At 32.7% G+C, this 22,205-nt stretch carries 22 protein-coding genes; 20 read left to right on the forward strand and 2 right to left on the reverse strand.

Going from position 1 to position 22,205, the window contains the following annotated elements; all coding sequences use genetic code 11:
- Positions 1 to 60 precede the first annotated feature (60 nt).
- From liaF to cbpB, 18 genes are all read left to right on the forward strand, one after another.
- Positions 61 to 795, forward strand: a complete 735-nt coding sequence (liaF, locus tag RWM24_RS01000; protein WP_314110725.1) for a cell wall-active antibiotics response protein LiaF — start codon at positions 61 to 63, stop codon at positions 793 to 795.
- Positions 792 to 1,847 (forward strand): sensor histidine kinase, encoded by a 1,056-nt coding sequence (locus tag RWM24_RS01005; protein WP_314110726.1) that lies wholly within the window; start codon positions 792 to 794, stop codon positions 1,845 to 1,847. The genes liaF and RWM24_RS01005 overlap by 4 nt, the downstream gene beginning before the upstream one ends.
- 4 nt (positions 1,848 to 1,851) lie before the next feature.
- Positions 1,852 to 2,487 (forward strand): response regulator transcription factor, encoded by a 636-nt coding sequence (locus RWM24_RS01010; RefSeq protein ID WP_314110728.1) that lies wholly within the window; start codon positions 1,852 to 1,854, stop codon positions 2,485 to 2,487.
- Between the two features lie 313 nt (positions 2,488 to 2,800).
- Positions 2,801 to 4,477, forward strand: a complete 1,677-nt coding sequence (locus tag RWM24_RS01015) for a polysaccharide biosynthesis protein (protein ID WP_314110730.1) — start codon at positions 2,801 to 2,803, stop codon at positions 4,475 to 4,477.
- A 5-nt stretch (positions 4,478 to 4,482) separates the two neighbouring features.
- The gene (locus RWM24_RS01020) at positions 4,483 to 5,214 is read left to right on the forward strand and encodes a pseudouridine synthase (RefSeq protein WP_314110732.1); all 732 of its coding nucleotides are present in this window, start codon (positions 4,483 to 4,485) and stop codon (positions 5,212 to 5,214) included.
- A gap of 115 nt (positions 5,215 to 5,329) precedes the next feature.
- Complete coding sequence (gene pepV, locus RWM24_RS01025) at positions 5,330 to 6,739, forward strand: dipeptidase PepV (RefSeq protein ID WP_314110734.1); 1,410 nt, start codon at positions 5,330 to 5,332, stop codon at positions 6,737 to 6,739.
- A 160-nt stretch (positions 6,740 to 6,899) separates the two neighbouring features.
- Positions 6,900 to 8,621, forward strand: a complete 1,722-nt coding sequence (locus RWM24_RS01030) for a septation ring formation regulator EzrA (protein ID WP_314110736.1) — start codon at positions 6,900 to 6,902, stop codon at positions 8,619 to 8,621.
- A gap of 88 nt (positions 8,622 to 8,709) precedes the next feature.
- Positions 8,710 to 9,069 carry a cell division protein ZapA gene (gene zapA / locus RWM24_RS01035; RefSeq protein WP_314110738.1) on the forward strand — a complete coding sequence of 120 codons (360 nt, stop codon included), beginning with the start codon at positions 8,710 to 8,712 and terminating at the stop codon, positions 9,067 to 9,069.
- Positions 9,070 to 9,076: 7 nt separating this feature from the next.
- The gene (locus RWM24_RS01040; RefSeq protein WP_314110740.1) at positions 9,077 to 9,613 is read left to right on the forward strand and encodes a CvpA family protein; all 537 of its coding nucleotides are present in this window, start codon (positions 9,077 to 9,079) and stop codon (positions 9,611 to 9,613) included.
- A 100-nt stretch (positions 9,614 to 9,713) separates the two neighbouring features.
- A complete protein-coding gene (locus RWM24_RS01045) occupies positions 9,714 to 12,071 on the forward strand; it encodes an endonuclease MutS2 (protein ID WP_314110742.1) in 2,358 nt (785 codons plus the stop codon).
- A 94-nt stretch (positions 12,072 to 12,165) separates the two neighbouring features.
- Positions 12,166 to 12,477 carry a thioredoxin gene (gene trxA, locus RWM24_RS01050; RefSeq protein ID WP_314110744.1) on the forward strand — a complete coding sequence of 104 codons (312 nt, stop codon included), beginning with the start codon at positions 12,166 to 12,168 and terminating at the stop codon, positions 12,475 to 12,477.
- A 1,082-nt stretch (positions 12,478 to 13,559) separates the two neighbouring features.
- Positions 13,560 to 13,928 (forward strand): GntR family transcriptional regulator, encoded by a 369-nt coding sequence (locus tag RWM24_RS01055; RefSeq protein ID WP_314110745.1) that lies wholly within the window; start codon positions 13,560 to 13,562, stop codon positions 13,926 to 13,928.
- A gap of 13 nt (positions 13,929 to 13,941) precedes the next feature.
- Positions 13,942 to 14,796 (forward strand): ABC transporter ATP-binding protein, encoded by an 855-nt coding sequence (locus RWM24_RS01060; protein WP_314110747.1) that lies wholly within the window; start codon positions 13,942 to 13,944, stop codon positions 14,794 to 14,796.
- A 1-nt stretch (position 14,797) separates the two neighbouring features.
- Positions 14,798 to 15,481, forward strand: a complete 684-nt coding sequence (locus RWM24_RS01065; protein WP_314110748.1) for a hypothetical protein — start codon at positions 14,798 to 14,800, stop codon at positions 15,479 to 15,481.
- Between the two features lie 11 nt (positions 15,482 to 15,492).
- Positions 15,493 to 16,206, forward strand: a complete 714-nt coding sequence (locus RWM24_RS01070) for a hypothetical protein (protein WP_314110749.1) — start codon at positions 15,493 to 15,495, stop codon at positions 16,204 to 16,206.
- A gap of 134 nt (positions 16,207 to 16,340) precedes the next feature.
- Positions 16,341 to 17,774 carry a glutamate racemase gene (gene racE, locus RWM24_RS01075; protein ID WP_314110751.1) on the forward strand — a complete coding sequence of 478 codons (1,434 nt, stop codon included), beginning with the start codon at positions 16,341 to 16,343 and terminating at the stop codon, positions 17,772 to 17,774.
- Between the two features lie 14 nt (positions 17,775 to 17,788).
- Entirely contained in the window at positions 17,789 to 18,337 is a 549-nt protein-coding gene (locus RWM24_RS01080) for a metallophosphoesterase (RefSeq protein ID WP_314110753.1), read from the forward strand.
- Positions 18,330 to 18,794 (forward strand): cyclic-di-AMP-binding protein CbpB, encoded by a 465-nt coding sequence (cbpB, locus tag RWM24_RS01085; RefSeq protein ID WP_314110755.1) that lies wholly within the window; start codon positions 18,330 to 18,332, stop codon positions 18,792 to 18,794. Before RWM24_RS01080 ends, cbpB begins: the two co-directional genes overlap by 8 nt.
- A gap of 34 nt (positions 18,795 to 18,828) precedes the next feature.
- On the opposite strand, the gene RWM24_RS01090 is transcribed toward cbpB, so the two are convergent.
- Positions 18,829 to 19,695 carry a mechanosensitive ion channel family protein gene (locus RWM24_RS01090; protein WP_399539164.1) on the reverse strand — a complete coding sequence of 289 codons (867 nt, stop codon included), beginning with the start codon at positions 19,693 to 19,695 and terminating at the stop codon, positions 18,829 to 18,831.
- 141 nt (positions 19,696 to 19,836) lie between these two features.
- Here RWM24_RS01090 and RWM24_RS01095 point away from each other — a divergent pair, with 141 nt between their 5' ends.
- Together RWM24_RS01095 and RWM24_RS01100 are read left to right on the forward strand one after the other, a co-directional pair.
- Positions 19,837 to 20,229: a DUF948 domain-containing protein gene (locus tag RWM24_RS01095; RefSeq protein ID WP_314110757.1), complete on the forward strand. Its 393-nt coding sequence runs from the start codon at positions 19,837 to 19,839 to the stop codon at positions 20,227 to 20,229.
- Between the two features lie 18 nt (positions 20,230 to 20,247).
- The gene (locus RWM24_RS01100; protein WP_314110758.1) at positions 20,248 to 20,640 is read left to right on the forward strand and encodes a YtxH domain-containing protein; all 393 of its coding nucleotides are present in this window, start codon (positions 20,248 to 20,250) and stop codon (positions 20,638 to 20,640) included.
- A gap of 295 nt (positions 20,641 to 20,935) precedes the next feature.
- Here RWM24_RS01100 and RWM24_RS01105 read toward each other — a convergent pair whose 3' ends face one another.
- Positions 20,936 to 22,048, reverse strand: coding sequence for an aminopeptidase P family protein (locus tag RWM24_RS01105; protein ID WP_314110760.1), 1,113 nt, complete (start codon positions 22,046 to 22,048; stop codon positions 20,936 to 20,938).
- Positions 22,049 to 22,205: the final 157 nt, after the last annotated feature.

Genomic DNA, 22,205 nt, shown 5'->3' on the forward strand with positions numbered 1-22,205 from the left:
AGAAACGAAGGAATATGATACTTTTATAGTGAGAAGTTTTCTAAAGAAAGAAGGATATAAATGAAAAATAATCGATTCATCTTCATTCTATTTATTTTTGCAGTTGGGATGTTTTTAACAGGATTTCAATTATTCACGAATTATCACTTATTGTATTTATTTGTTTTAGGAATTATTTTTGTAGGAATTGCCGTTCAATTGAAAAATCGTTTTATTCGTACGAATGGACTTTTCTTTGGAATATTAATGATTCTTTTAGCTGTATTTTCTACATGGGGAATTTGGCTAGCTGGAAGTATTTTGATCGTTTACGGTCTTTCATATGGAAGAAAATTAATCAAAAAATATTTTTCAGATGGCAGTGAATGGATTTGGAAGAAAAAAAAATATGTTTCTGTTAAGTTAGAAGAACCTTCTGAGCGATTTGATACGCAAAGACAGGAATGGATCGGAGTCCAAAAAATTGGAAAAGATACATTTGAATGGGATGATATTAATATTAGCCAATTTATGGGAGATACGATTATCGATTTAGGAAATACCGTTCTTCCCAATGAACAAAATACCATTATGATTCGAAAAGGAATGGGGCGTATTCGTGTTATTGTTCCAATTGGAATTGGGGTAAAACTTTGTCATAATGCATTTATTGGCGAGTTAAAGTTTGAAGGAGAACAGTTAAAATTAAAAAATGAGACAGTTACAATGTATTCAGAACGTTTTGAATCAAGTAATAAGAAAATTATCATTATCTCATCAGTCCTTGTAGGAGAAATTGAGGTGATTGAAGCATGAAGAAGTGGTTTTTACGAATCTGTTTTGTCGTGTTTTTATTTGTCTCTAGCATCTTTTTAATAGGAGTGAATGTTCTACATTCATTATTTGATATTGAATTATTAGAAAAATTATCTTCGAATCAATTAATTGTATTATTTTTAGTAGTGACGGTAATCGTCTTTATTATAACTTTTATGGCAGCGAGTATTGTATTTTTTTTACAAAGATTAACAGATTCAGTCATTTATAATCAGTTAGAAGCGATTAGAAATCAGCAATTTTCCAATGTTAAAAAATCGGTGGATGAAATCTGGTATCGTCCTTTATTGATGATACGATTAGATACATTTTTCCAAGAAACTGCTAAAATAGCCGAAATGCAGGAACAATTTGTTCAAAATCTTCAACAAATTTCTTCTAGACCGGAATATATCGGAGAAGAAACGAAGGAAGAAATTATTGAATTGGAAAGACATCGCATTGCTCGAGAATTACACGATTCAGTGAGCCAACAATTGTTTGCTGCGATGATGATGCTATCTGCTATGAATGAACAAAAAGAACAACTATCTCCGGCAATCCAACAACAACTAGCTTTGGTAGAGAAAGTGATTAATGATTCTCAATCGGAAATGAGAGCTTTACTCTTACACTTACGTCCAATTTCACTGGAAAATAAAACATTAGTTCAAGGAATTGAAAGTTTATTAAAAGAATTAACGACAAAAGTGCAATTATCACTTCATTGGGAATTAGATGAAGTAACACTACCTAGTACATTTGAAGATCATCTGTTTAGAATTGTACAAGAATTGGTGTCTAATACATTACGACATGCAAAAGCCAAACAATTAGAAGTCTTTTTAAAACAAAAGGATGATTATATGATTTTGAAACTAGTTGATGATGGTGTTGGATTTGATACAAGTATTTCAAAATCTGGAAGTTATGGTTTGAAAAATATTGAAGAACGTGTAGCAGGAATGGGAGGGCAATGCAAAATTATTAGTATTGCCAATCAAGGAACGATTATTGAAATTAAAATTCCTCAAAAGCAGGAGAAGGAGTAGTTGAATGATTAAAGTTCTATTAGTAGATGACCACGAAATGGTTCGATTAGGGGTATCAGCTTATTTATCTGTTCAAGAAGATATTGAAGTCATCGCTCAAGCAGAAAATGGAAAAATTGGTGTTGAAAAAGCATTAGAATTAAAACCAGATATTATTTTAATGGATTTAGTAATGCCGGTGATGGATGGAATTGAAGCCACAAAAGAAATTTTATCGAAATGGAAAGAAGCAAAAATTATTATTGTGACAAGTTTTATCGATGATGAAAAAGTATATCCAGCGATTAGTGCTGGAGCGAAAAGTTATTTACTAAAAACTTCGTCAGCTTCTGAAATTGCTCAAGCGATTCGTGATACTTATCGTGGAAAAGGCGTGTTTGAAAAAGAAGTGAGCGAGAAGTTAGAACATCGTCATGAAGTGGAAGAAGAATTTCGCTTGTTTGAAGAATTAACGAGTCGTGAAAAAGAAGTGCTTTTATTGATTGCGCAAGGAAAGTCGAACCAAGAAATTGCTGACGAGTGTTTTATTACGTTAAAAACTGTGAAAACACATGTTTCGAATATTTTATCGAAGCTACAAGTGGAAGATCGTACACAAGCGACCATTTATGCGTTTAAGCACCGTTTGGTCCAGCCTTAAAGGCATAAATTTTTAAAGACTTTTCTGATTATAGTAGTAATGGACGGTAGCAGCCTTGCTTTGCAAGTCTCATACCTAAAATTTGAGCCTTAGGTCTCAAATTTTCCAGTGATAAAAGCCAACCTTGGCTTTTATCACCAATACTACTATGAAAAGTCTTTGGTGTCTGACATGCATACATTAGAGTACGATTGATAGAGTGACAGTTTCAGCAGAAAAAATGCTGAAACAGTCATTTTATTTTTTATTTTACAATGCTTGAAAAATATTGTACGCTTAGGATTAGAAAAACTTTTCATGAAAGTAGGATATTATGATACGGAATAGTAAAAAATCAATTGGATTAAGCGATAAAATCCGTATGCAAAGAGATTCAAAAGAAATATTATTAGAAGGTTCTTCCTGGCTAACGATTGGTAGTATGGTTTCCAGATTACTAGGAGCATTATACATTATTCCATGGGGAGCAATGTTTGCCACTCAACGAGATGATGCCAACTTCTTATATTTCATTGCATACAATATTTATGCATTAGTATTACAAATTTCAACGGCTGGGATTCCAGTGGCTATTTCAAAAATTGTGGCGGATAATCAATCAAGAAAAGATTACGAAACAAGTTGGAACATTTTTAAAGGCGGAATGTTATTTATGACCGCAACAGGAATTGTCAGTGCGATTGTCATGTTTGTAACGGCTCCTTATTTTGCAAAAGGTGGTTCTGCTCAAGAAATTCAAGATAGTATTATGGTCATTCGTTCGCTTGTTCCAGCGGTTGTGATTATTCCCCCATTAAGTTTATTAAGAGGATATTATCAAGGGTATAGTGATATGGCACCTTCTGCTAAATCTCAGTTATGGGAACAAATCGTGCGTATTATTTATATGTTACTCTTAACGTTCATCGTGATGAAATTATTCGGTGGCAGTTATGCTGTAGCAGTTGCTCATTCAACATTTGCTGCATTTGTAGGGGCAGTCGTTGCATTTGTGTACTTAGGGTATAAAATGTGGAAAGATATGCCAGGAATGAAGCAATTAATGAGTGAAGGGCGTTCTGCTCGTAATATGAGTTTTGGTCGTATTGTATTTGAAGTCATTCGTGAAGCTTTACCATTTGTTATTGTCACTTCAAGTATTCAGCTAATTAGTATTTTGGATCAAGAAACTTTCCAACCTTTAGCGATGACATTTACTCATTTGAATTTTGAACAAAGTAAAGAATTATTAACGATTTTTGGATTTAATGCCAATAAAATTATTATGATTATTTTGTCTCTTGCCATTAGTATTTCAACAGCGGCATTACCATTATTAGCTTCTCATTATTCCGTGAAAAATCATGTAGAAGTGAAAAATGTGATTGAGGAAAATCTTGGTTTATATTCCTTTATTATGATTCCTGCTTCTGTTGGGATGGCAGTTGTAGCCGAGCCAATTTATAATGTGTTCTATTCTCCAAGTAAAGATGGAACGTATTTATTAATGATTTCCTGTATTTTATGTATTTTTATGGGGGCTTTTACAGTCTTTACCTCGATTCAACAATCCATGCAGCAACATATCATTGCGATTAAAGCTTTAGTGATTGCTTTAGTGGTGAAAATGTTATGGCAACCGATGATGATTTATTTCTTTGAAGGTGCAGGTCCATTATGGGCAACAAGTCTTGGATTTATTTTAGCAACTGTTTATATGGGTTATCATTTATATTATCAAACTTTATTTAATCTAAGAAAAGTGGGCATTCAATTAGCCAAAGTAGTTGGAATTTCTTTCATCATGATGATTGTTAGTTCCTTAACTCTAGTAGGGTTAAAACAAATCATTAATATTGATGGAAAATTAATGGGGATGATTGCTGTTGCGATTGTTGGTTTTGTTGGAGTGATTGTTTATGGGTTGATGAGTTTGTATACAAGATTAGCGGACGAATTATTAGGGCAAAGAATGGTTGCGATTCGTAGAAAACTAAAAATGAAGGAGTAGGTTCAGTGAGACTAGATAAGTTTTTAGCCGATTCTGGAATAGCAACACGTTCCCAAGTGAAACTCATTTTAAAGCAAAAGCGTGTTCGAAAAAATCAAGAAATTGTGACGAATGGTAAAGTACAAATTGATGAAAAATTAGATGAAATTTATTTAGATGATGAAAGAGTCTATTATGAAAAATATTTGTACTATGTGATGAATAAGCCAAAAGGGGTTATTTCAGCAACAGAGGATACGAAACACGCAACCGTGTTGGACTTAATTGGTGAGTTAGCACAAAAACGAGGAGTCTTTCCTGTAGGAAGACTAGATATTGATACGCATGGATTTCTATTATTAACCAATAACGGAGCTTTGAGTCATGCAATGTTATCCCCAAAAAAACATGTGGAAAAAACTTATGTTGCTAAAATTGAAGGAATTATAACTCAGGAGGATCAAGTTTCTTTTGAAAAGGGAATTACATTAGATGATGGTTATGAATGTATGCCGGCTTATTTAGAGATTCTTTCTATTGATGAGGGTCATCAAACTTCAGTCGTTCAAATTAAGATAAAAGAAGGTAAATTTCATCAAGTGAAACGTATGGTGAAAGCTTGCAGAAAAACGGTCGTAGATTTACAACGAATCAGTATGGGACCATTACACTTAGATGAATCCTTAAAACTTGGAGAGTTTCGTAGTTTAAAGGATTCCGAATTAGAAGTCTTAAAAATTTTTAATGTAGAATTGTAATCAATAGAGGAGTAAGAAATGAATGTTTCTTATTCCTTTTTTAGTGTTCTCTTCTAGCAAATTATATAGAAAAATGATAAGATAAACCTAATGAATTTCGTAAAGGAGCGATAATATGACAATTGATTGGAAAAAAGAAGTTGAAAGTCGTAAAGAAGACTTATTAAAAGATTTATTTGATTTATTACGTATTGATAGTGTTCGTGATGATTCAAAAGCAAGTGAGGATGCACCAGTAGGTCCTGGTCCTAAAAAAGCTTTAGAAGCCTTTTTAGCAATTGGAGAACGTGATGGATTTACAACAAAAATGGTTGGAAATTTAGCAGGTCATATTGAATTTGCTCCAAATCCTGATTATAAAGAAACATTAGGAGTATTAGGACATGTGGACGTTGTTCCAGTTGGAACAGGTTGGGAAACAGACCCATTTGAACCACAAATTATTAATGACCGTATTTATGCTCGTGGTTCAAGTGATGATAAAGGACCAAGTATGGCAGCTTATTATGCGTTAAAAATGATTAAAGAATTAGGCTTACCAGTTTCAAAACGTGTTCGTTTCATTATTGGTACAGATGAAGAATCTGGTTGGAAATGTATGGATCGTTACTTCAAAACAGAAGAAATGCCAGATTTTGGTTTCTCACCAGATGCTGAATTCCCAATTATTAACGGGGAAAAAGGAATTTTATCTCTACATTTTGAGTTAGCTGCAGGAGAAAGCACAGGCGAATACCAATTGAAAAACTTCCATTCTGGATTAAGAGAAAATATGGTACCTCAAGATGCAAAAGCAGAAGTAGTTGTACCAAATTCTTCAGAATTTGTAGCAGCATTTGAAGCTTATATTGCTGCAAATCCAGTAGAAGGAAGAGCTTCAGTGAATGAAGGTGTTGTTGTATTAGATGTAGTTGGTAAATCGGCTCATGGTTCAACTCCGCAAGCTGGTATTAATGCCGCTACTTATTTAGCAGCATTCTTAAATCAATATGATTTTGCAGGACAATCGAAAAACTTCTTATCATTTGCTGCAGATGTGCTTCACTTAGATACTGATGGTGCAAAATTAAATGTAGCATTTGAAGATTCAGTAATGGGACCATTAACAGCAAATGCGGGTATCTTAACATTTGCTCCTGAAGTAGGAGGAAAATTAGTGGTTAACTTCCGTTACCCACGTGGAATTGATGCTAAAACAGTTGAAACAAAAGCAAATTCGGTGTCTTCTAAGTATGGATTAACTGTTTTTGCTGGCAAATCTCAAGTACCTCACTATGTTTCACCAGAAGATCCATTGGTAGCTACATTATTAGAGGTGTATGCAAAACAAACAGGACTTCCTGCTCATGAGCAATCTATTGGTGGAGGAACTTATGGTCGTATTTTTGAACGTGGAGTAGCGTACGGAGCTTTATTCCCAGATTCAATTGATACAATGCACCAAGCCAATGAATTCTTTGCATTAGATGATTTATTCCGTTCAGCAGCGATTTATGCTGAAGCAATTTATGAATTAATCAAATAAGAAATTAAAGAAACTTTCTAAAGGACTAAATTTCCGTTATAAAATGCGGATTTTGGTCCTTTTTTTTCGAAAAAATTTTTTGCTATAGAGTATACAAACGTGATATACTAGTCCTGTATGTAAATTAATATGTAGATAAATAAATTTTGGAGGAAGAGATATGGGATTTTTATATTTCTTACTTGTAATCGTGGTATTAGGGGCCATTGGTTATGGAGTAGCACATTACTTAAGTCAAAAACAAAGTAAAATTATCGAAGAATTAGGAGTTAAAAAACAAAAATTAATGACTGTTCCAATTGCAGATATTCTATTTACGTTAAAAAATCTGAATTTAACAGGTCAAACAAAGCGTACATATGAAACATGGCAAGCAACATGGCAAACCATTACTCGTTTCCGCTTCCCAGAAATTGAAGCAGCTTTAGTGAGCGCAGAACAATATACACAACGTTTGAATTTTGTAAAAGGCGCTCAAATTTCTAATCAAGCTAGTCAATTAATTGAAGAAACAAAAGCAGAAGTAGATAAAATTTACACTGCATTACAAAAATTATTAGACAGCGAAAAGAAAAACCGTGAAGAATTAGAAGTGTTACAAGAACGTTATGCAAGTATGCGTAAAGATTTATTAGCGCATAGTTTTTCATTTGGTGAAGCGTTAGAGTCATTAGAAAAACGTCTATCTTATTTAGAATTAGATTTTACAAAATTCAATACTTTAACAAATGAAGGTGACCACTTAGAAGCTAAAGAAGTTCTAGGTCGAATCGAAGCTGAAATGCAAGATTTCGAACAAATCGTTGAGGAAGTTCCTAAATACTTAAAAGAAATTGAAGAAGATTATGAAGACCAAGTAGCTGACTTAAAAGAAGGCTATCAAAAAATGGTGGAAGAGCACTATCAATTCCCTAAAATTTCTATTCCAACTGAAATTCAAAAAATTGAAGAGATTATTGCTGTTGCAAGAGAACATATTAAGGCAACTGAATTAGAAGAAGCTCGTCAACAATTAGATAAAGTAGCACGTGAAATTGATCAATTATATTTAGTGATGGAAACTGAATATGAAGCAAAAGCATTTGTGAAGAGAAATCGTAATCAAGTAGAAAGAAAATTAAATCAAGTTTTACAAAGTAACCGTTATGTAAATATTGAAGTCGATCGTGTATCTCAAAACTTTGTATTAGCAAATAATGAATTTAATCGTGTTCAAGATTTTGCAAAACAATTAGAAAAAGAACAAGAGGCTGTTGCTTACTACAGTAAAGCTTTACAAAATCAACAAGTTCCTTATTCAATTGTGAAAGAACATTATGAAATTGTATTAAATACTTTAAAAGAAATTGATGAAAATCAATTAGCATTAGTAAATACATTGACGGACTTAAGTCAACAAGAGAAGAGTATTCGTGATGGTTTAGATGTATTTGAATTAGATTTACGTAATATGAAACGTACGATTGAAAAATATCATTTACCAGGCTTACCAAAAGAATATTTAGAATTATTCTTTGCAACAAGTTCTCGTATCGAACAATTATCTCAATTAATGAATCGTGTGAAATTAGATATGACTGAAATTACAGGATTAAATCAAACCATTGAAGATGATGTTGAAAAATTAGATATTATGACAGAAGAAATTGTAGACAATGCGCAATTAACAGAGTACATGATTCAACAAGCTAATCGTTATCGTTTAGAACATCCTGAAATGGATACAGCGATTCAACAAGCTTTAGAACAATTTAATCATTTCTATCGTTATGCTGAATCATTGGCGATTATTGAAAAAGCATTAAACCAAGTGGACCCTGGTTCTGCGCAACGTGTACGTGATAGTTATCAATCAGAAAAAAATAACAGTTTATTCTTCTAACGTAAAAAAAGAAGCCGCACGGCTTCTTTTTTTGTTTGAAAAATGGTACACTTAACATAATATGGTAACGAATGAAAGGATGAAAGTTGTGTCTCAAAAGAAACAGCGTTATCGTGCAAATATTGCTGGCAAGACGTATACCATTTTAGGTACTAAATCTCATCAGCATATGCATAGTGTCATTAAATTATTAAATGAACAGTGGAATGAACTTGGTGAAGTTGCGAAAGAGTGTTCGAATGAAGAAAAAGCTATTTTACTAGCGATTAATGCAGTAAGTGTACAATTAGAAAAACAAGAACAATTAATGATGTTAGAAGAAGAAAATCAACAATTGAAGAAAAGTGTTTCTCATCCTAGAGGAAGTAAACGTCAAAGTATTGCTCTAGAACGTAAGGAACAATTTGAAAAACAATTTGCGGAACAAGAAGATTTATGGAGAAAGTAGGTGCTTGATGGTAACAATTGGCATTTTATTATTTTTATTATTAGGAATTTATACAGGTGCTAGAAGAGGATTAGCTTTACAAATCCTTCATTTTATTGGCTATATTATTTCTACTTTTATTGCTATATTTGTTTATCGAGCATTTTCTAAAATGATTGAAATGTATGTCCCTTTTCCATCATACATTCCTGGAACGCATTTAGCGATTTTTTCTGAAGGTCAAGCATTAGGAATGGATCAATCGTTTTATTACTTATTCTCGTTTATTGTTATTATGGTTGTGAACTGGGCAATTGTTCGTTTGATTACTACTGTAATTAAAGAAATGATAAAATTACCAATTATTAAGCAATTTAATACATTAGGAGGAGCGATTTTAGGATTTGTTTTCCACTATGTAGCGATTTTCTTTGTATTATATTTAGTAGCGATGATTCCTACAGATTCAGTACAAAAGATTTTTGAAGGACATACTCTAGCGAATTGGATTGTGACAAATACTCCATTTTTCTCAGGAATTGTTAAAATGTGGTTGTTTTCATAATCTATGATTAGAAATCCATTCAATATAAAATAGTAAAATCTATAAGAGTGGAAAATAATATTTATTTTTCACTTTTTTTCTGTCTAAAGGAGGAGAAAGCATGAATCAGAAAATTGAAGATATTTTAGAATTTCATAAAATTCGACATGCTGTCAGAGAATTTGCGAATACTCAAAAAGCAAAAACAATGATTCTTCAATTACCCATTGAAACTAATGCTAAAAAAATTCGACACAAAATTGAAGAAACAAGAGATGCTGTCACAATTTTACGATTAAAACAAGGAATTCCGATTCCTAAATTAGAAGATATTAGTGTATCGATTAAACGATTAGAAGTAGAAGCAGGTTTAAATGGAAGAGAATTAAGTGAAATTTTAAAAGTATTACAAACTACTAATCAAGTGGCAACTTTTTTTGAAAAAGTGAAGGAAGAAGACATTGTATTAGATCGACTACCACAATTAGTGGAGAAATTAGAATATTTACCAGAAATTTCGAAACAATTACAACTATCGATTCGTGAAGATGGGTATGTATTAGATGATGCATCGGTTGCGTTAAAGGGAATTCGTCAAGGAATTTCTAGAACCGAACAAGAAATTAAAGGGCAATTGGATACATATGTCACAGGAAAATATGCAAAATATTTAACAGACTCTTTAATTACCATTCGTAATGATCGCTATGTTGTTCCTGTTAAAGCAGAATACAAATCAACCTTTGGTGGAATTGTGCATGACCAGAGTGCAACAGGACAAACATTATTTATGGAACCACAAGCGATAGTAAACTTGAATAATAAATTACGTGATTATCAATTACAAGAAAAGAAAGAAGTCGAGCGTATTTTACTGGAATTATCAGAAAAATTAATGCCTTACACACCTTCACTTACACAAAATCATTATGTATTATCTCGTTTAGATATCGCAAATGCAAAAGCACTCTATGCCAAACAAATAAAAGCGAATGAGCCGATTATTGATGAAGAAAACCATGTTGCCATTTGGCAAGCAAGACATCCGCTTATTTCGCCAAAATCAGTAGTTGCCAATGATATTATTTTAGGACAAGAATATCAGTCAATTGTCATTACTGGACCGAATACGGGTGGAAAAACGATTCTTTTAAAAACAATTGGAATTATCCAATTAATGGCTCAAATGGGATTATATATTCCAGCGTTACCGGATAGCCGTGTTGGAGTCTTTACGCAAATTTTTGCAGATATTGGAGACGAGCAATCTATTGAACAAAACTTAAGTACATTCTCATCTCATATGTCGAATATCGTTTCAATTTTACATAAAATTGATGAGAAAAGTTTAGTATTAATGGACGAAATTGGTTCAGGAACCGATCCGCAAGAAGGAGCTTCATTAGCGATTGCGATTTTAGATTATATTGGAACAAAACAAAGTTATGTCATTGCAACGACTCACTATCCTGAATTGAAAGTCTATGGATATAATCGTGTAGGAACAATTAATGCAAGTATGGAGTTTGATAGTGATACACTGAAGCCAACATATCGATTCTTATTAGGCGTTCCAGGCCGAAGTAATGCCTTTGATATTTCAGCTAGACTTGGACTTCCAAAAGTTGTAATTGAACAAGCACGCCAATTTATTTCAGTTGAAAGCCAAGAATTGAATGAAATGATTTCTGATTTGGAAAGAAAACGTCGCATTGTAGACCAAGAAAAATCAGTCATTCAACAACAATTGAAAGAAAGTTCGCAATTATTAGAAGCATTGAAACTTGAAACAGAAAACTTCAAGGAAAATAAAGCTCGACTCATTGAACAAGCAAAAGAAAAAGCAAATGAATTAGTATCTCAAAGTCAAGAAGATGCAGAAAAAATCTTGTCAGATATTCGTGCAATGCAATTGAAGAGTAAGGAAACAGTTGTGAAAGAACACGAATTAATTGAGAAGAAAACAGCTTTAACGGATTTAAAACATGAACAAGCGTTGAAGAAAAATAAAGTACTAAAACGTGAAAAAGCTAAGAAATCATTGCGCCCAGGACAAAGTGTAGAAGTGACAAGTTTCGGACAAAGAGGAACATTAGTTGAAAAAATTTCCGAGCAAGAATGGGTTGTTCAAATGGGTATTATTAAGATGAAATTGCCGGTTGAAGACTTGATTAGTATCGATGAAGAACCAAGTAAACCAACTCAGGTAATCGTGAAGAGTCATCGTTCGAGTCATGTTTTAACGGAATTGGATCTACGTGGAAAACGTTATGAAGAAGCGATTAAGGATTTAGAATTGTTCTTAGATGCAGCTTTATTAGCGGGATATCCTCGTGTAACGATTATTCATGGTCGTGGTACGGGTGCGATTCAACAAGGGGTTCATAAGACTCTGAAGAAACATCGTAGTGTGGCTTCTTATGAATTTGCTCCAATGAATATGGGTGGAAATGGAGCTACCGTAGTTTTATTTAAATAATATCGATAGACTTTTCTTTCGTGAGCAGAATATTTTGTAAATGGAATGAGGCTTGTTATACTATGGTTACAAGTGAGAAGAAAGGGTGATTTTAATGGTACAATCATTAAATGATAGCAATTTTGTAGAAAAAACAAATGAAGGAGTTGTGTTAGTAGACTTTTGGGCACCTTGGTGTGGACCATGTCGTATGCAAGCTCCAGTTATCGATGCATTAGACGAAGAATTGGGAGATAAAGTAACTTTTGCAAAAGTAGATGTTGATGAAAATCCTAATACTGCTCGTCAATTTGGAGTAATGAGTATTCCAACTTTAATTGTTAAGAAAGATGGAGAAGTAGTAAATAAAGTTATTGGCTACCATTCTAAAGAACAATTAGAAGAATTGTTAGAACAATATTTATAAGAAAATGACTTTTCTAAAAAATCCTGTCGATGAGAAATCATTAGCAGGATTTTTTTCGTATATAAAATTCCAAAAGAAAAAATTCCTTTTGGCTACAAGGTCGCCAGCAGCCTCGCAAAGCGAGTCTCATGGCTAAAATTCGAGCCTCGGTCTCGAATTTTCCCTATAAAAATCCATAAAAATGTATTTTTATTTATGCAGCAAAGAAATTTTTTCTTTTGGAATTTTATACGATATGAGCGTAATTTCACAATAGTTTTGATATTTGGACGTAAAAGTATATGATTCTGTTCTAAAACTAAATTATAAATTGAATGAAATAAAAATAGAGCTATTCCATTTTAAAAACGTTTATGGTACAGTATATGCGTAGAAAGTTTGAAAGCGGTAGCAATCTCTTAAAAAGGTAGGTGATGCTTATGAGCATTGAATTAAATCTACTAGGAAGGAGGTTGCGATTTGTCAAACTATGAAGTGATGACATTGATAGGTACATTTGTCATGGTACTATTGGCATTGTTATCATTGATTGTCCAAAATCATAGAAATAATGACAAAAAAATAACACCGCTCATGACTTTGACGAGTTTGCGGTGTTAACACACTAAAAATAAGCCACCGTCTTTTTAACGATCTACAAGAGAGTCGAGTTCGCGCTCGGCTCTTTTTGTATCTTTAGTATAACATAAATTGTGCAATAAACAATTATTTTGTGTTTGTTGTATTCTTCATTCAATATTTCCAATGCTATTTTCCATGATAGGGAATGAATCTCATCTAATAGTTTTTTGCGTATAAAAAATTTAAGAAGAAAAAATTTTCTTTGTAGCATAAATAAAAATCCAGTTTATGGATTTTTATAGGGGGAATTCGAGACCTAGGCTCGAATTTTAGCCATGAGACTCGCTTTGCGAGGCTGCTGGCGACCTTGCAGAAAAAGGGAATTTTTTCTTCTTAAATTTTATTAATGCTGCTAAAAAAATTTTTTCTAACTAGTTGACAAAAGGAGATAAAAGGTTTATAGTTAGTTACACAAGTAGTTAACCGGTAAAGCGTTTGATTTTATAGAAAGGAAGAGAGGAATGAAATTTGATTTTCAAAGTGACTTGCCATTATTTCAACAAGTGGCTTACCAACTAGAATTAGAAATTTTTAGAGGAACTTATCAAGAAGGGGATCAAGTTCCTTCAACAACAGAGATATCCACGAGTTATCAAATTAATCCAGCAACAGTATTAAAGGGGATGAATTTATTGGTTGCACAAGATATTTTAGAAAAACGTAGAGGATTAGGAACTTATGTAAGCGTAGGTGCAATGCATATTATCCAAACAAAACGACAAAAAGAATTTTTGGAATTAACGATTCCAACCATCGTTCAAGAAGCACAAACATTAGGAATTAGTAGTCAGGAACTATTATCAATGATTGAAAAAGAAATGACTAGATAAGGGAGTGAAAAATATGACTTTAGAAGTTAGAAATTTATCAAAAAAATATAAAAAAAATCTTGCAGTAAAAGATGTGAGTTTTACATTACAACCTGAAAGCATCTATGGATTACTAGGAAGAAATGGTGCTGGAAAAAGTACTGTTTTAAATATGATCGCTCATCGAATTGAAAAAAATTCAGGAGAAATCTTATTAGAGAATAAGCCTTTATGGACAACTCCAGAAGCAATGAGTGATATTTACTTATCCAGTCCTGAAAACTGGTTCCCAATTGATTGGAAAGTGAAAAAGATTGTCAAAGTTTTCCAAGAAATTTATCCAGAATTTGATACAGAGTTTGCCGAAGAATGCATGAAAGTATTTGGAGTTGATGAGAAAAAGAAATTAGTTGAATTATCTACAGGGTATAAGAGTATTGTAAAATTAACATTAGCACTAAGTGTACCTGTATCCTATGTGTTTTTAGATGAACCAGTTTTAGGATTAGATGCAAACCACCGTCAATTATTTAATAAAAAATTATTAGAAGCGTATGCTCGTCGACCAAGAACTTTTGTCATTGCAACTCATTTAATCGAAGAAATCTCTTACTTATTAGAAGAAGTAATTGTAATTCGTGATGGGGTGACTTTCCAACAATCAAGTGTAGAAGAAATTTTACAACATGCTTATTTAGTAACTGGATCAAAATCAGTTGTGAGTGAGTTGATCGCAAATCAAACGATTATTCATCAAGAGGAAGTTGGAAATCAATTACAAGCTGTTATCATTTCACAACAAGTTCCTCAAGAAACAGCTGATTATTCCGTACGTCGCTTAACATTACAAGAGTACTTTATTCAACTAACACGCAAGGAAGGTGAATAAGATGCCTAGATTTTATCAATTGTTGAAATTTCAAATTTTAGATTATTTACGTATTTTATTAATTGGTTTAGGTTCTTATTTGGGTGTCATTAATGTTTTAAACTTTATCGATAGATCTGAGGGATTTTCATTTACAATAAATTTACCAGCCATAACTTTTTTAGCAATTACTTTATTGGGAATAGCTTTTTCTGTTTCTAATTTTAGAGTGATGAATCAATTGAGTTTTACAAGAATCGAGCAATATAAATTTTCAATTTATATGGGAGCTGTTATGACAACTATATTAACGCTTAAAAGTATCTTCTTTTATGTATTATCTGATCAAGCAGCTTCAGTTGGGATTCAATTAATTCAATGGCCTAGTTTAGAAACTAATGTTGCTCTAGGAACTCTTTCTTTATGGGGATGGTTATTGGTGATGTATTTATTTACCTCAGCTTTAGGGCTTATTTTAAATAAATTTACTAATCAAAAAATTGTGCTGGTAGTAACTAGTCTAAGTTTAGGGGGGACATTTGTTATTCTTGGTATACTTGCTCATACAGAAGCAGTAAATAACTTCCTAGACAAAATGAAACAATATAATCTTCCGCTTAGTTATGTGATGATTGCTGTTTCTGCTTTATTATTATATGTAGTGACTCGTCATCATGAAAGTAAAGAAGTCGGCGTAGGAATGTAGAGGTGATCGTCATGTCAAATTTACAAAAAAGATTACTAAAGTTATTTTTAATGGAACGTTTAAAAGTAATAGGGATAACATTTTTATTCTTTAGCAGTATAGTTGTTATTTTTTCACTGATTCCTCGTATGGAAACTTTTGTGTTTGAGTTTGAGTTTGAAGGAAGTACATTGATAACGTTTGCGATGATATTCAGTATATTTTTAAAATGTATCCCTCAATTTCAATTGAGTACGATGGCAGGGTTAACTAGAACGAAAATTATTATGAATGAATTGTTGTTGAATAGTATCAATGTACTAATCGCTGTAATCATCTTTTTGATGGCTTCAGCTTTACACGTGGATTGGACAATCGGGTCTGTTCATATTTATTTTAGTGTAGAAATGATACAGTTTGGTTTAAATTCTATGACTGGAATAATCGCAATTTTTCTTAGCTTGTTTGCAAGTTTTATGGGAGTGACAACTTTCTTTATAGTGATGAACAAGTTTACATCGAAAAAAGCATTTGTGTTTATGATATTTTTAATGTATCCGATTGGTGGAGTTCTCGTCATGATTGTGACAATGATTCCGCATTTGTTAAGCTTCTTAATAGCAAGTTACAATTTCTATATTCAAAATCTATTGATTGGAAATGTCATTCTTTGTGGAGTGATGACAATTTTATTCTTACTTGCAATTTATAAGCACGAAAGTAAGAGTACAGTTTCAGATGTTTAACCATAAAACATGTTAGTAGTTATTGCTAACATGTTTTATTTATTATGAAGAAATTAAGAAAAATTTGGTTTTCCTACAAAATTGAATAATCCATGGTATAATGAATCAAGAGAAAAGAAGAAAGAGTGAACAACATGTCGAAAGCAATAGGATTCATTGATTCCGGTGTAGGCGGACTAACAGTCTTAAAAGAAGCATTAAAACAATTGCCTCATGAATCAATGATATTTTTAGGAGATTCTGCAAGATGCCCGTATGGAAATCGAACAGTTGAAGAAATTAGAAAATTTACAAAAGAAATGGTTCAATTTCTCCTAAAAAAAGATGTAAAGATGATTGTGATTGCCTGTAATACTGCAACAGCTGTAATCTTAGAAGAATTACAGGAAACATTAGACATTCCGGTAGTGGGCGTGATTCAGCCAGGAAGTTTAGCGGCGATTAAACAAACAAAAACACAGAAAATTGCAGTATTAGGGACTCATGCAACGATTCAAAGTGATGTTTATCGTAAAACAATCCAAAAGAAAAATCATCAATTAATGGTGACCAGTTTAGAATGTCCAAAATTTGTTCCTTTAGTGGAAAGTAATCAGACGGATTCTCCAATTGCTAAAAAAGTTGTAGCACAAACATTACAACCTTTAATGGGAAAAGAATTCGATACTTTAATATTAGGCTGTACTCATTATCCTTTATTAAAACAAAGAATCCAAGCAGTTGTGGGACCTCAAGTTACATTAATCGATTCGGGAGCAGAAACGGTTTCTACCGTTAGTGCGTTATTAGATTTTAATCATTTAGCAGAAAATTACGAAACGAATCCTTCTCCAACTTTAGAAATCTATACAACTGGTTCGCCCATTTTATTTAAAGAAATTGCGGAAAATTGGTTAAATAGAAGTCCATTAACTGTTGAGAAAGTGAGTTTAGAACCTTATAAGGAGGAAGATATGTCTCAAAAAGAATTAGTCATTGCTACGAAAAATGCTGGAAAAGCAAAAGAATTTGCTAGTATTTTTGAACCAAAAGGATATAGCGTTAAAACATTATTAGATTTTCCAGAATTGGATGATGTAGCAGAAACAGGTCATACATTTGAAGAAAATGCTCGTTTAAAAGCAGAAACAATTGCTGAAAGACTACAAAAAATTGTATTAGCGGATGATTCAGGATTATGTGTGGATGCATTAGAGGGACAACCTGGAGTTTATTCTGCACGATTTGCCGGAAATCAAAAAAGTGATGCTGCCAATAATGCAAAATTATTAGCAGAATTAGGGGAATTACCTTCGGAAAAAAGAAGTGCGCATTTTCATTGTTGTTTAGTCATGGCTGCTCCAAATCATGAATCTTTAGTTGTTGAAGGAATTTGTGATGGAGAAATTGCAAAATTCCCTTCAGGTGAAGGTGGATTTGGATATGATCCATTATTTTTCGTTCCAGAAATTCAAAAAACATTTGGACAATTAACACGAGAAGAAAAAAATCAAATTAGTCACCGTGCAAAAGCTGTGAACTTATTAGTAGAACAATGGGAAGAATGGTTAGAATCAGTAAATCATTAGTCAGAGGTGAACGTATGAAAATTATAATTATGAGTGATAATCACGGTCAAAAAATGGCACTACAAAAAGTATTTGAACACTATCAATCAGATCCTGAAGTCCAATTTATTCATTGTGGAGATTCAGAATTTCCGTATGAAGATGCTGTTTTCCAAGAGTGTCTTCGAGTAACGGGAAATTGTGATTACGATACAAATTATCCGGAAGTAGCTGTATTAGAAGTAAAAGGAATTCGATTTTTAGTAACGCATGGTCATATGCAAGCAGTAAATAGTGGGGTGTATCGCTTAGCGAAATTCGCAAAAGAACAAGGAGCTCAAGTAGCTTTTTATGGTCATACGCATAAACTATATGAGGAAACCTATGATGGAGTATTATGTATTAATTCAGGAAGTGTTTCTTATCCAAGAGGACATTTTGCGATGACTCCAACTTATGCTGTTTTAACAATTCATTCAGAATTAGAAATTGAATTACAATATTTTGATATGAAACATCAACCAATAGAGGGACTTCATTATAAGTATCATTTAGATGCAGAAAGAGGATTTATTCATGATTAATCGAGTAGTACAAGATTTATTACTAGAAGAAAAGGATAAATTATTTATCGCAGCAGATAAAGTAGCGATTTTGGAAGAGGATCATACATTAGATCATGCCATGTTAGTCTTAACGCATGTCCGTTATTCTCTTATTCCAGTTGTCAATCGTCAAAATAAATTAACAGGATTAATTTCATTAGCGATGATTTTAAATCAAGTTGCCACATTAGAAGAAATTGATTTAAGTCAATTACATGATTTTCAAGTAAAAGAAGCGATGGAAACAAACTTTCCAACGATTACATTTGAAACGGAAATTGAAGATGTTTTGAATGCATTAGTCGATCATAGTTTCTTATGTATTATAAATGATGAAAAAGAATTTGTGGGAATTGTGACAAGAAAAGAAGTATTAAAACGTGTGAATTATATGGTTCATGAATTAAATCGTAACTATGAATTAGTGGAAAAATAATAAAATGTTACTCCTTTTTACGGGAGTAACATTTTTATTTACTAGTAATATTTAGTGTCGTGTTACTTGTTGGAAGAGAAATACCGGCTTCAATTAATGCTTCTTGATACAATTTTAAGAATTGATTATAAATCATATGTTGTTTTCCATTTTTCGTAAAAATACTAATTTTAAAAACAAATTGTCCGTTTGGAAGTGTTTGTGGACCGATAATGGTTGGACCTTTTACAATTTCAGGATATTGTCCAGCATTTTTAGTGTTGACTTGATCGACTGTGTCATAAACAATGGTTAAATCTACATCATTATAAAGCGGAATTTCAATTAAAGCTCTCATATCTCCTCTTGATTGATTACTAACGACAGAAATACTACGGTTTGGAATAAAATGAAGTGTACCATCAAATCCACGCACTTGGGTCGTTCTTACTCCAACATTGGCAACAGTTCCTGTTACTGCTCCAATAATTACTGTATCTCCAACATCATATTGACGTTCTAATAAAATAAATAGTCCATTAATAACATCACTCAAGAATCCTTGAGCTCCTAATCCAATCGCAACACCAGCAATTCCAGCTCCTGCTAATAAACTTGTGATAGGAATTCCTAAAATCACTAAAATCCAATAAATGAATACAAAGTAGAGTAAGTAGTCTAAACAATTTTCTAATAAGCGCATTAATGTTTGTTTTCTAGCAATACTTTGCGAGGATAATTGAATGGATGAAAGAACAGTTTTCTGAAAAATTTTATGTAAAATTTTTTTACCGATAAAAAATAAAATCCAAAGAAAAACTAAAGAAATTAGTTTTGATAAAATTTCGGATAAAATCATTTCCCACGGAATGGAAAGCCAATATCGTTCAAAAAAGCTATGAATGGTTGAACTAATATTCATGATGCAACCTCCTTTTGATTACAAGAAATAGTGTAACACAGTAGAAGAAATTTACCAATACTTTATCTTTTTTAGTGGCGTTTTATTTAAGTTAGTGGTATTATGATTGATAATATCGGAAATTGAGGAGGGATGTTCAAAATGTCTGGAATAGAAGTTGCAGCTTTAATTGCAGCCTGTTCATTTTTAGGTTTAGTGGTCTTTTTAGTGTTAAGATTAAATCCGATTTTAAGCAAATTTGATCAAACATTAAACCATGTGAACAACTCTATTGAGATTATTACAAGGGATGTCGATAATTTATCTATAGAAGTAGAGGGATTATTGAATAAAACAAATGCTTTAGTAGATGATATTAATGGAAAAGTAAAAAGAACGGATCCATTATTTACAGCTATTGGTGATTTAGGATTAACAGTTTCTGATGTAAATCATTCAACTCGTTCCCTTGCGACTAGAGTTTCAAGCATCAAACCAGCTCGAACTTTAGGGATTTTATCTGTTGGAAAAGCGATTTTATCAAGAAAAAAATAATGAACGGAGTGAAGAAAAATGGGTAAAAAAACAGGCGGATTTATTTTAGGAGCATTTATTGGTAGTGTGGCAGCAGCTACAACAGCATTATTATTTGCACCAAAATCAGGTAAGGAATTACGTGAAGATTTAGCAGTAAAAGCAGATGAATTGAAGGAACAATTATCTGATTATGTAGATATTTCAATTGAAAAGGGTGTTGAATTATCAGAAGTAGCTTTAAATGCTACAGAAGATATTCGTGTGAATTTAAAAGATTCAGCTTCTCAATTAAAAGATACTGTTACAAAATCTGCAATTAATTTGAAAGAAGAAGTTTCTCAAACTGTAAGTAAGGTTCAAGATACTTTTGCGAGCAAGAAAGAAAAAGCAGAAGAAGTTGTTGCAGAACTTAAAGAAGAGGTAAAATAGTAAATTAGACTTACCTGAAGTAGCTAAAGGACGCAAGCAGCCTCGCTAAAAAGCGAGTCTCATTGCTAAACTTTGAGCCTAGGTCTCAAAGTTTCCTGTACTAGAAGCCTAGTGGCTTCTAGTACTCAAGCTACGGCGGTAAGTCTTTTTACTTGGAATGGATATAATGAGAGGCCGAAAAAACTAGACTTACCTGAAGTAGCTAAGGACGCAAGCAGCCTCGCTAGAGCTACGAATTTCTAAGTAATTAAATAATAAACCGAGGAACTAAAAATTCCTCGGTTTTTCTTATGTCTTAGTTTTTTGTAACTTCGTGAGGGAAGTGGGTAAATAATTCACATCCGTCTTTTGTGACTACTAAACAATCTTCTGTACGAACGCCGAAGTCTTTTGCAATATATACTCCCGGTTCAACTGAGAAGCACATGCCTTCTTCTAGAATCATATCATTGCCTTCCATGATAGATGGGAATTCATGACAACTTTGTCCAATACCGTGTCCTAAACGATGGATGAAGTACTCGCCGTAACCTTTTTCAGCAATATAATTTCTAGCAATGGCATCAATTTCACTAGCTTTCATTCCAGGTTTAACTGCTTGAATGGCTAAATCATGAGCCGTTTTTACAATTGTAAAAATTTCTTGATGACGTGGATCTTTACCAGATTCGTCTCCAAAGAAAATTGTACGAGTCATATCGCTGGCATATCCATTGTGCATGGTTCCTAAATCAAAGAGTACCCATTCATTTTTTTCTAATTTTCTATCTCCTGGAACTCCATGTGGGTCAGCTGCATGGTCTCCAAATAATACCATTGTGTCAAAACTCATTGAAGTGATGCCTAATTTTTTCATTTCATATTCGATGGTCGCAACCACTTCTAATTCTGTAATGCCTTCTCTTAAGCTTTGAATCCCTATTTCTACCGCTTTATCAGCATATGTACCAGAATCTTTTAATTTTTGAATGGCATAAGCATCTTTTCTTAATCGTAAATCATTAATAACTGGAGTTAAATTATCTGTCCATAGAATGCTAGGAATTTCTTTCTTTAAGTTTTCAACTGTGTGTAATGTAATAAAATTCTTCTCTACAGCCCATTTAGTAGGGAAATCAAACTGTTCTTGAATGGCAGTAGTTAAAATTGCCCATGGATTTTCATGATCTTGATAGCTAACAACTGTATAAGTTGGTTCTGCAGCTTGAGCCATATTTTTTTCAAGAGCAGGGACAAAGAGGAGTGGACGATGATTAGCAGAGAGAATCATTGCTAAAATACGTTCGTGTGGGTCTGTTGTATAGTGAGTTAATAGGCTAATCGTTGTAGGATCTTGAATGAATGCAATGTCGCAATTCAGTGTTTTTAAAGTTGAAATAAAGTTAGTATAAGTTTGTTTATTACTCATAATGAAGCCTCCATATTTGTATTTGTAAGCATATTTTATCACAAATACTTGTATAAATGTAAAGAGTTTCAAAAAATATGAAAATAGTTATATGAAACGCTTGCAAAAGTTCTTGAAAAATGATAACCTTTACTTAGATTAGTGTACAAATACATAA

This window comes from uncultured Granulicatella sp., from assembly GCF_963516875.1.
Classification (GTDB): domain Bacteria; phylum Bacillota; class Bacilli; order Lactobacillales; family Aerococcaceae; genus Granulicatella.

Bases quoted from the DNA above. Each gene is read 5' to 3' on its own strand.
- liaF (WP_314110725.1), top strand. From the start codon at position 61: ATGAAAAATAATCGATTCATCTTCATTCTATTTATTTTTGCAGTTGGG.
- RWM24_RS01005 (WP_314110726.1), top strand. From the start codon at position 792: ATGAAGAAGTGGTTTTTACGAATCTGTTTTGTCGTGTTTTTATTTGTC.
- RWM24_RS01010 (WP_314110728.1), top strand. From the start codon at position 1,852: ATGATTAAAGTTCTATTAGTAGATGACCACGAAATGGTTCGATTAGGG.
- RWM24_RS01015 (WP_314110730.1), top strand. From the start codon at position 2,801: ATGATACGGAATAGTAAAAAATCAATTGGATTAAGCGATAAAATCCGT.
- pepV (WP_314110734.1), top strand. From the start codon at position 5,330: ATGACAATTGATTGGAAAAAAGAAGTTGAAAGTCGTAAAGAAGACTTA.
- RWM24_RS01030 (WP_314110736.1), top strand. From the start codon at position 6,900: ATGGGATTTTTATATTTCTTACTTGTAATCGTGGTATTAGGGGCCATT.
- RWM24_RS01040 (WP_314110740.1), top strand. From the start codon at position 9,077: ATGGTAACAATTGGCATTTTATTATTTTTATTATTAGGAATTTATACA.
- RWM24_RS01045 (WP_314110742.1), top strand. From the start codon at position 9,714: ATGAATCAGAAAATTGAAGATATTTTAGAATTTCATAAAATTCGACAT.
- trxA (WP_314110744.1), top strand. From the start codon at position 12,166: ATGGTACAATCATTAAATGATAGCAATTTTGTAGAAAAAACAAATGAA.
- RWM24_RS01055 (WP_314110745.1), top strand. From the start codon at position 13,560: ATGAAATTTGATTTTCAAAGTGACTTGCCATTATTTCAACAAGTGGCT.
- RWM24_RS01060 (WP_314110747.1), top strand. From the start codon at position 13,942: ATGACTTTAGAAGTTAGAAATTTATCAAAAAAATATAAAAAAAATCTT.
- RWM24_RS01065 (WP_314110748.1), top strand. From the start codon at position 14,798: ATGCCTAGATTTTATCAATTGTTGAAATTTCAAATTTTAGATTATTTA.
- RWM24_RS01070 (WP_314110749.1), top strand. From the start codon at position 15,493: ATGTCAAATTTACAAAAAAGATTACTAAAGTTATTTTTAATGGAACGT.
- racE (WP_314110751.1), top strand. From the start codon at position 16,341: ATGTCGAAAGCAATAGGATTCATTGATTCCGGTGTAGGCGGACTAACA.
- RWM24_RS01080 (WP_314110753.1), top strand. From the start codon at position 17,789: ATGAAAATTATAATTATGAGTGATAATCACGGTCAAAAAATGGCACTA.
- cbpB (WP_314110755.1), top strand. From the start codon at position 18,330: ATGATTAATCGAGTAGTACAAGATTTATTACTAGAAGAAAAGGATAAA.
- RWM24_RS01090 (WP_399539164.1), bottom strand. From the start codon at position 19,695: ATGAATATTAGTTCAACCATTCATAGCTTTTTTGAACGATATTGGCTT.
- RWM24_RS01095 (WP_314110757.1), top strand. From the start codon at position 19,837: ATGTCTGGAATAGAAGTTGCAGCTTTAATTGCAGCCTGTTCATTTTTA.
- RWM24_RS01100 (WP_314110758.1), top strand. From the start codon at position 20,248: ATGGGTAAAAAAACAGGCGGATTTATTTTAGGAGCATTTATTGGTAGT.
- RWM24_RS01105 (WP_314110760.1), bottom strand. From the start codon at position 22,048: ATGAGTAATAAACAAACTTATACTAACTTTATTTCAACTTTAAAAACA.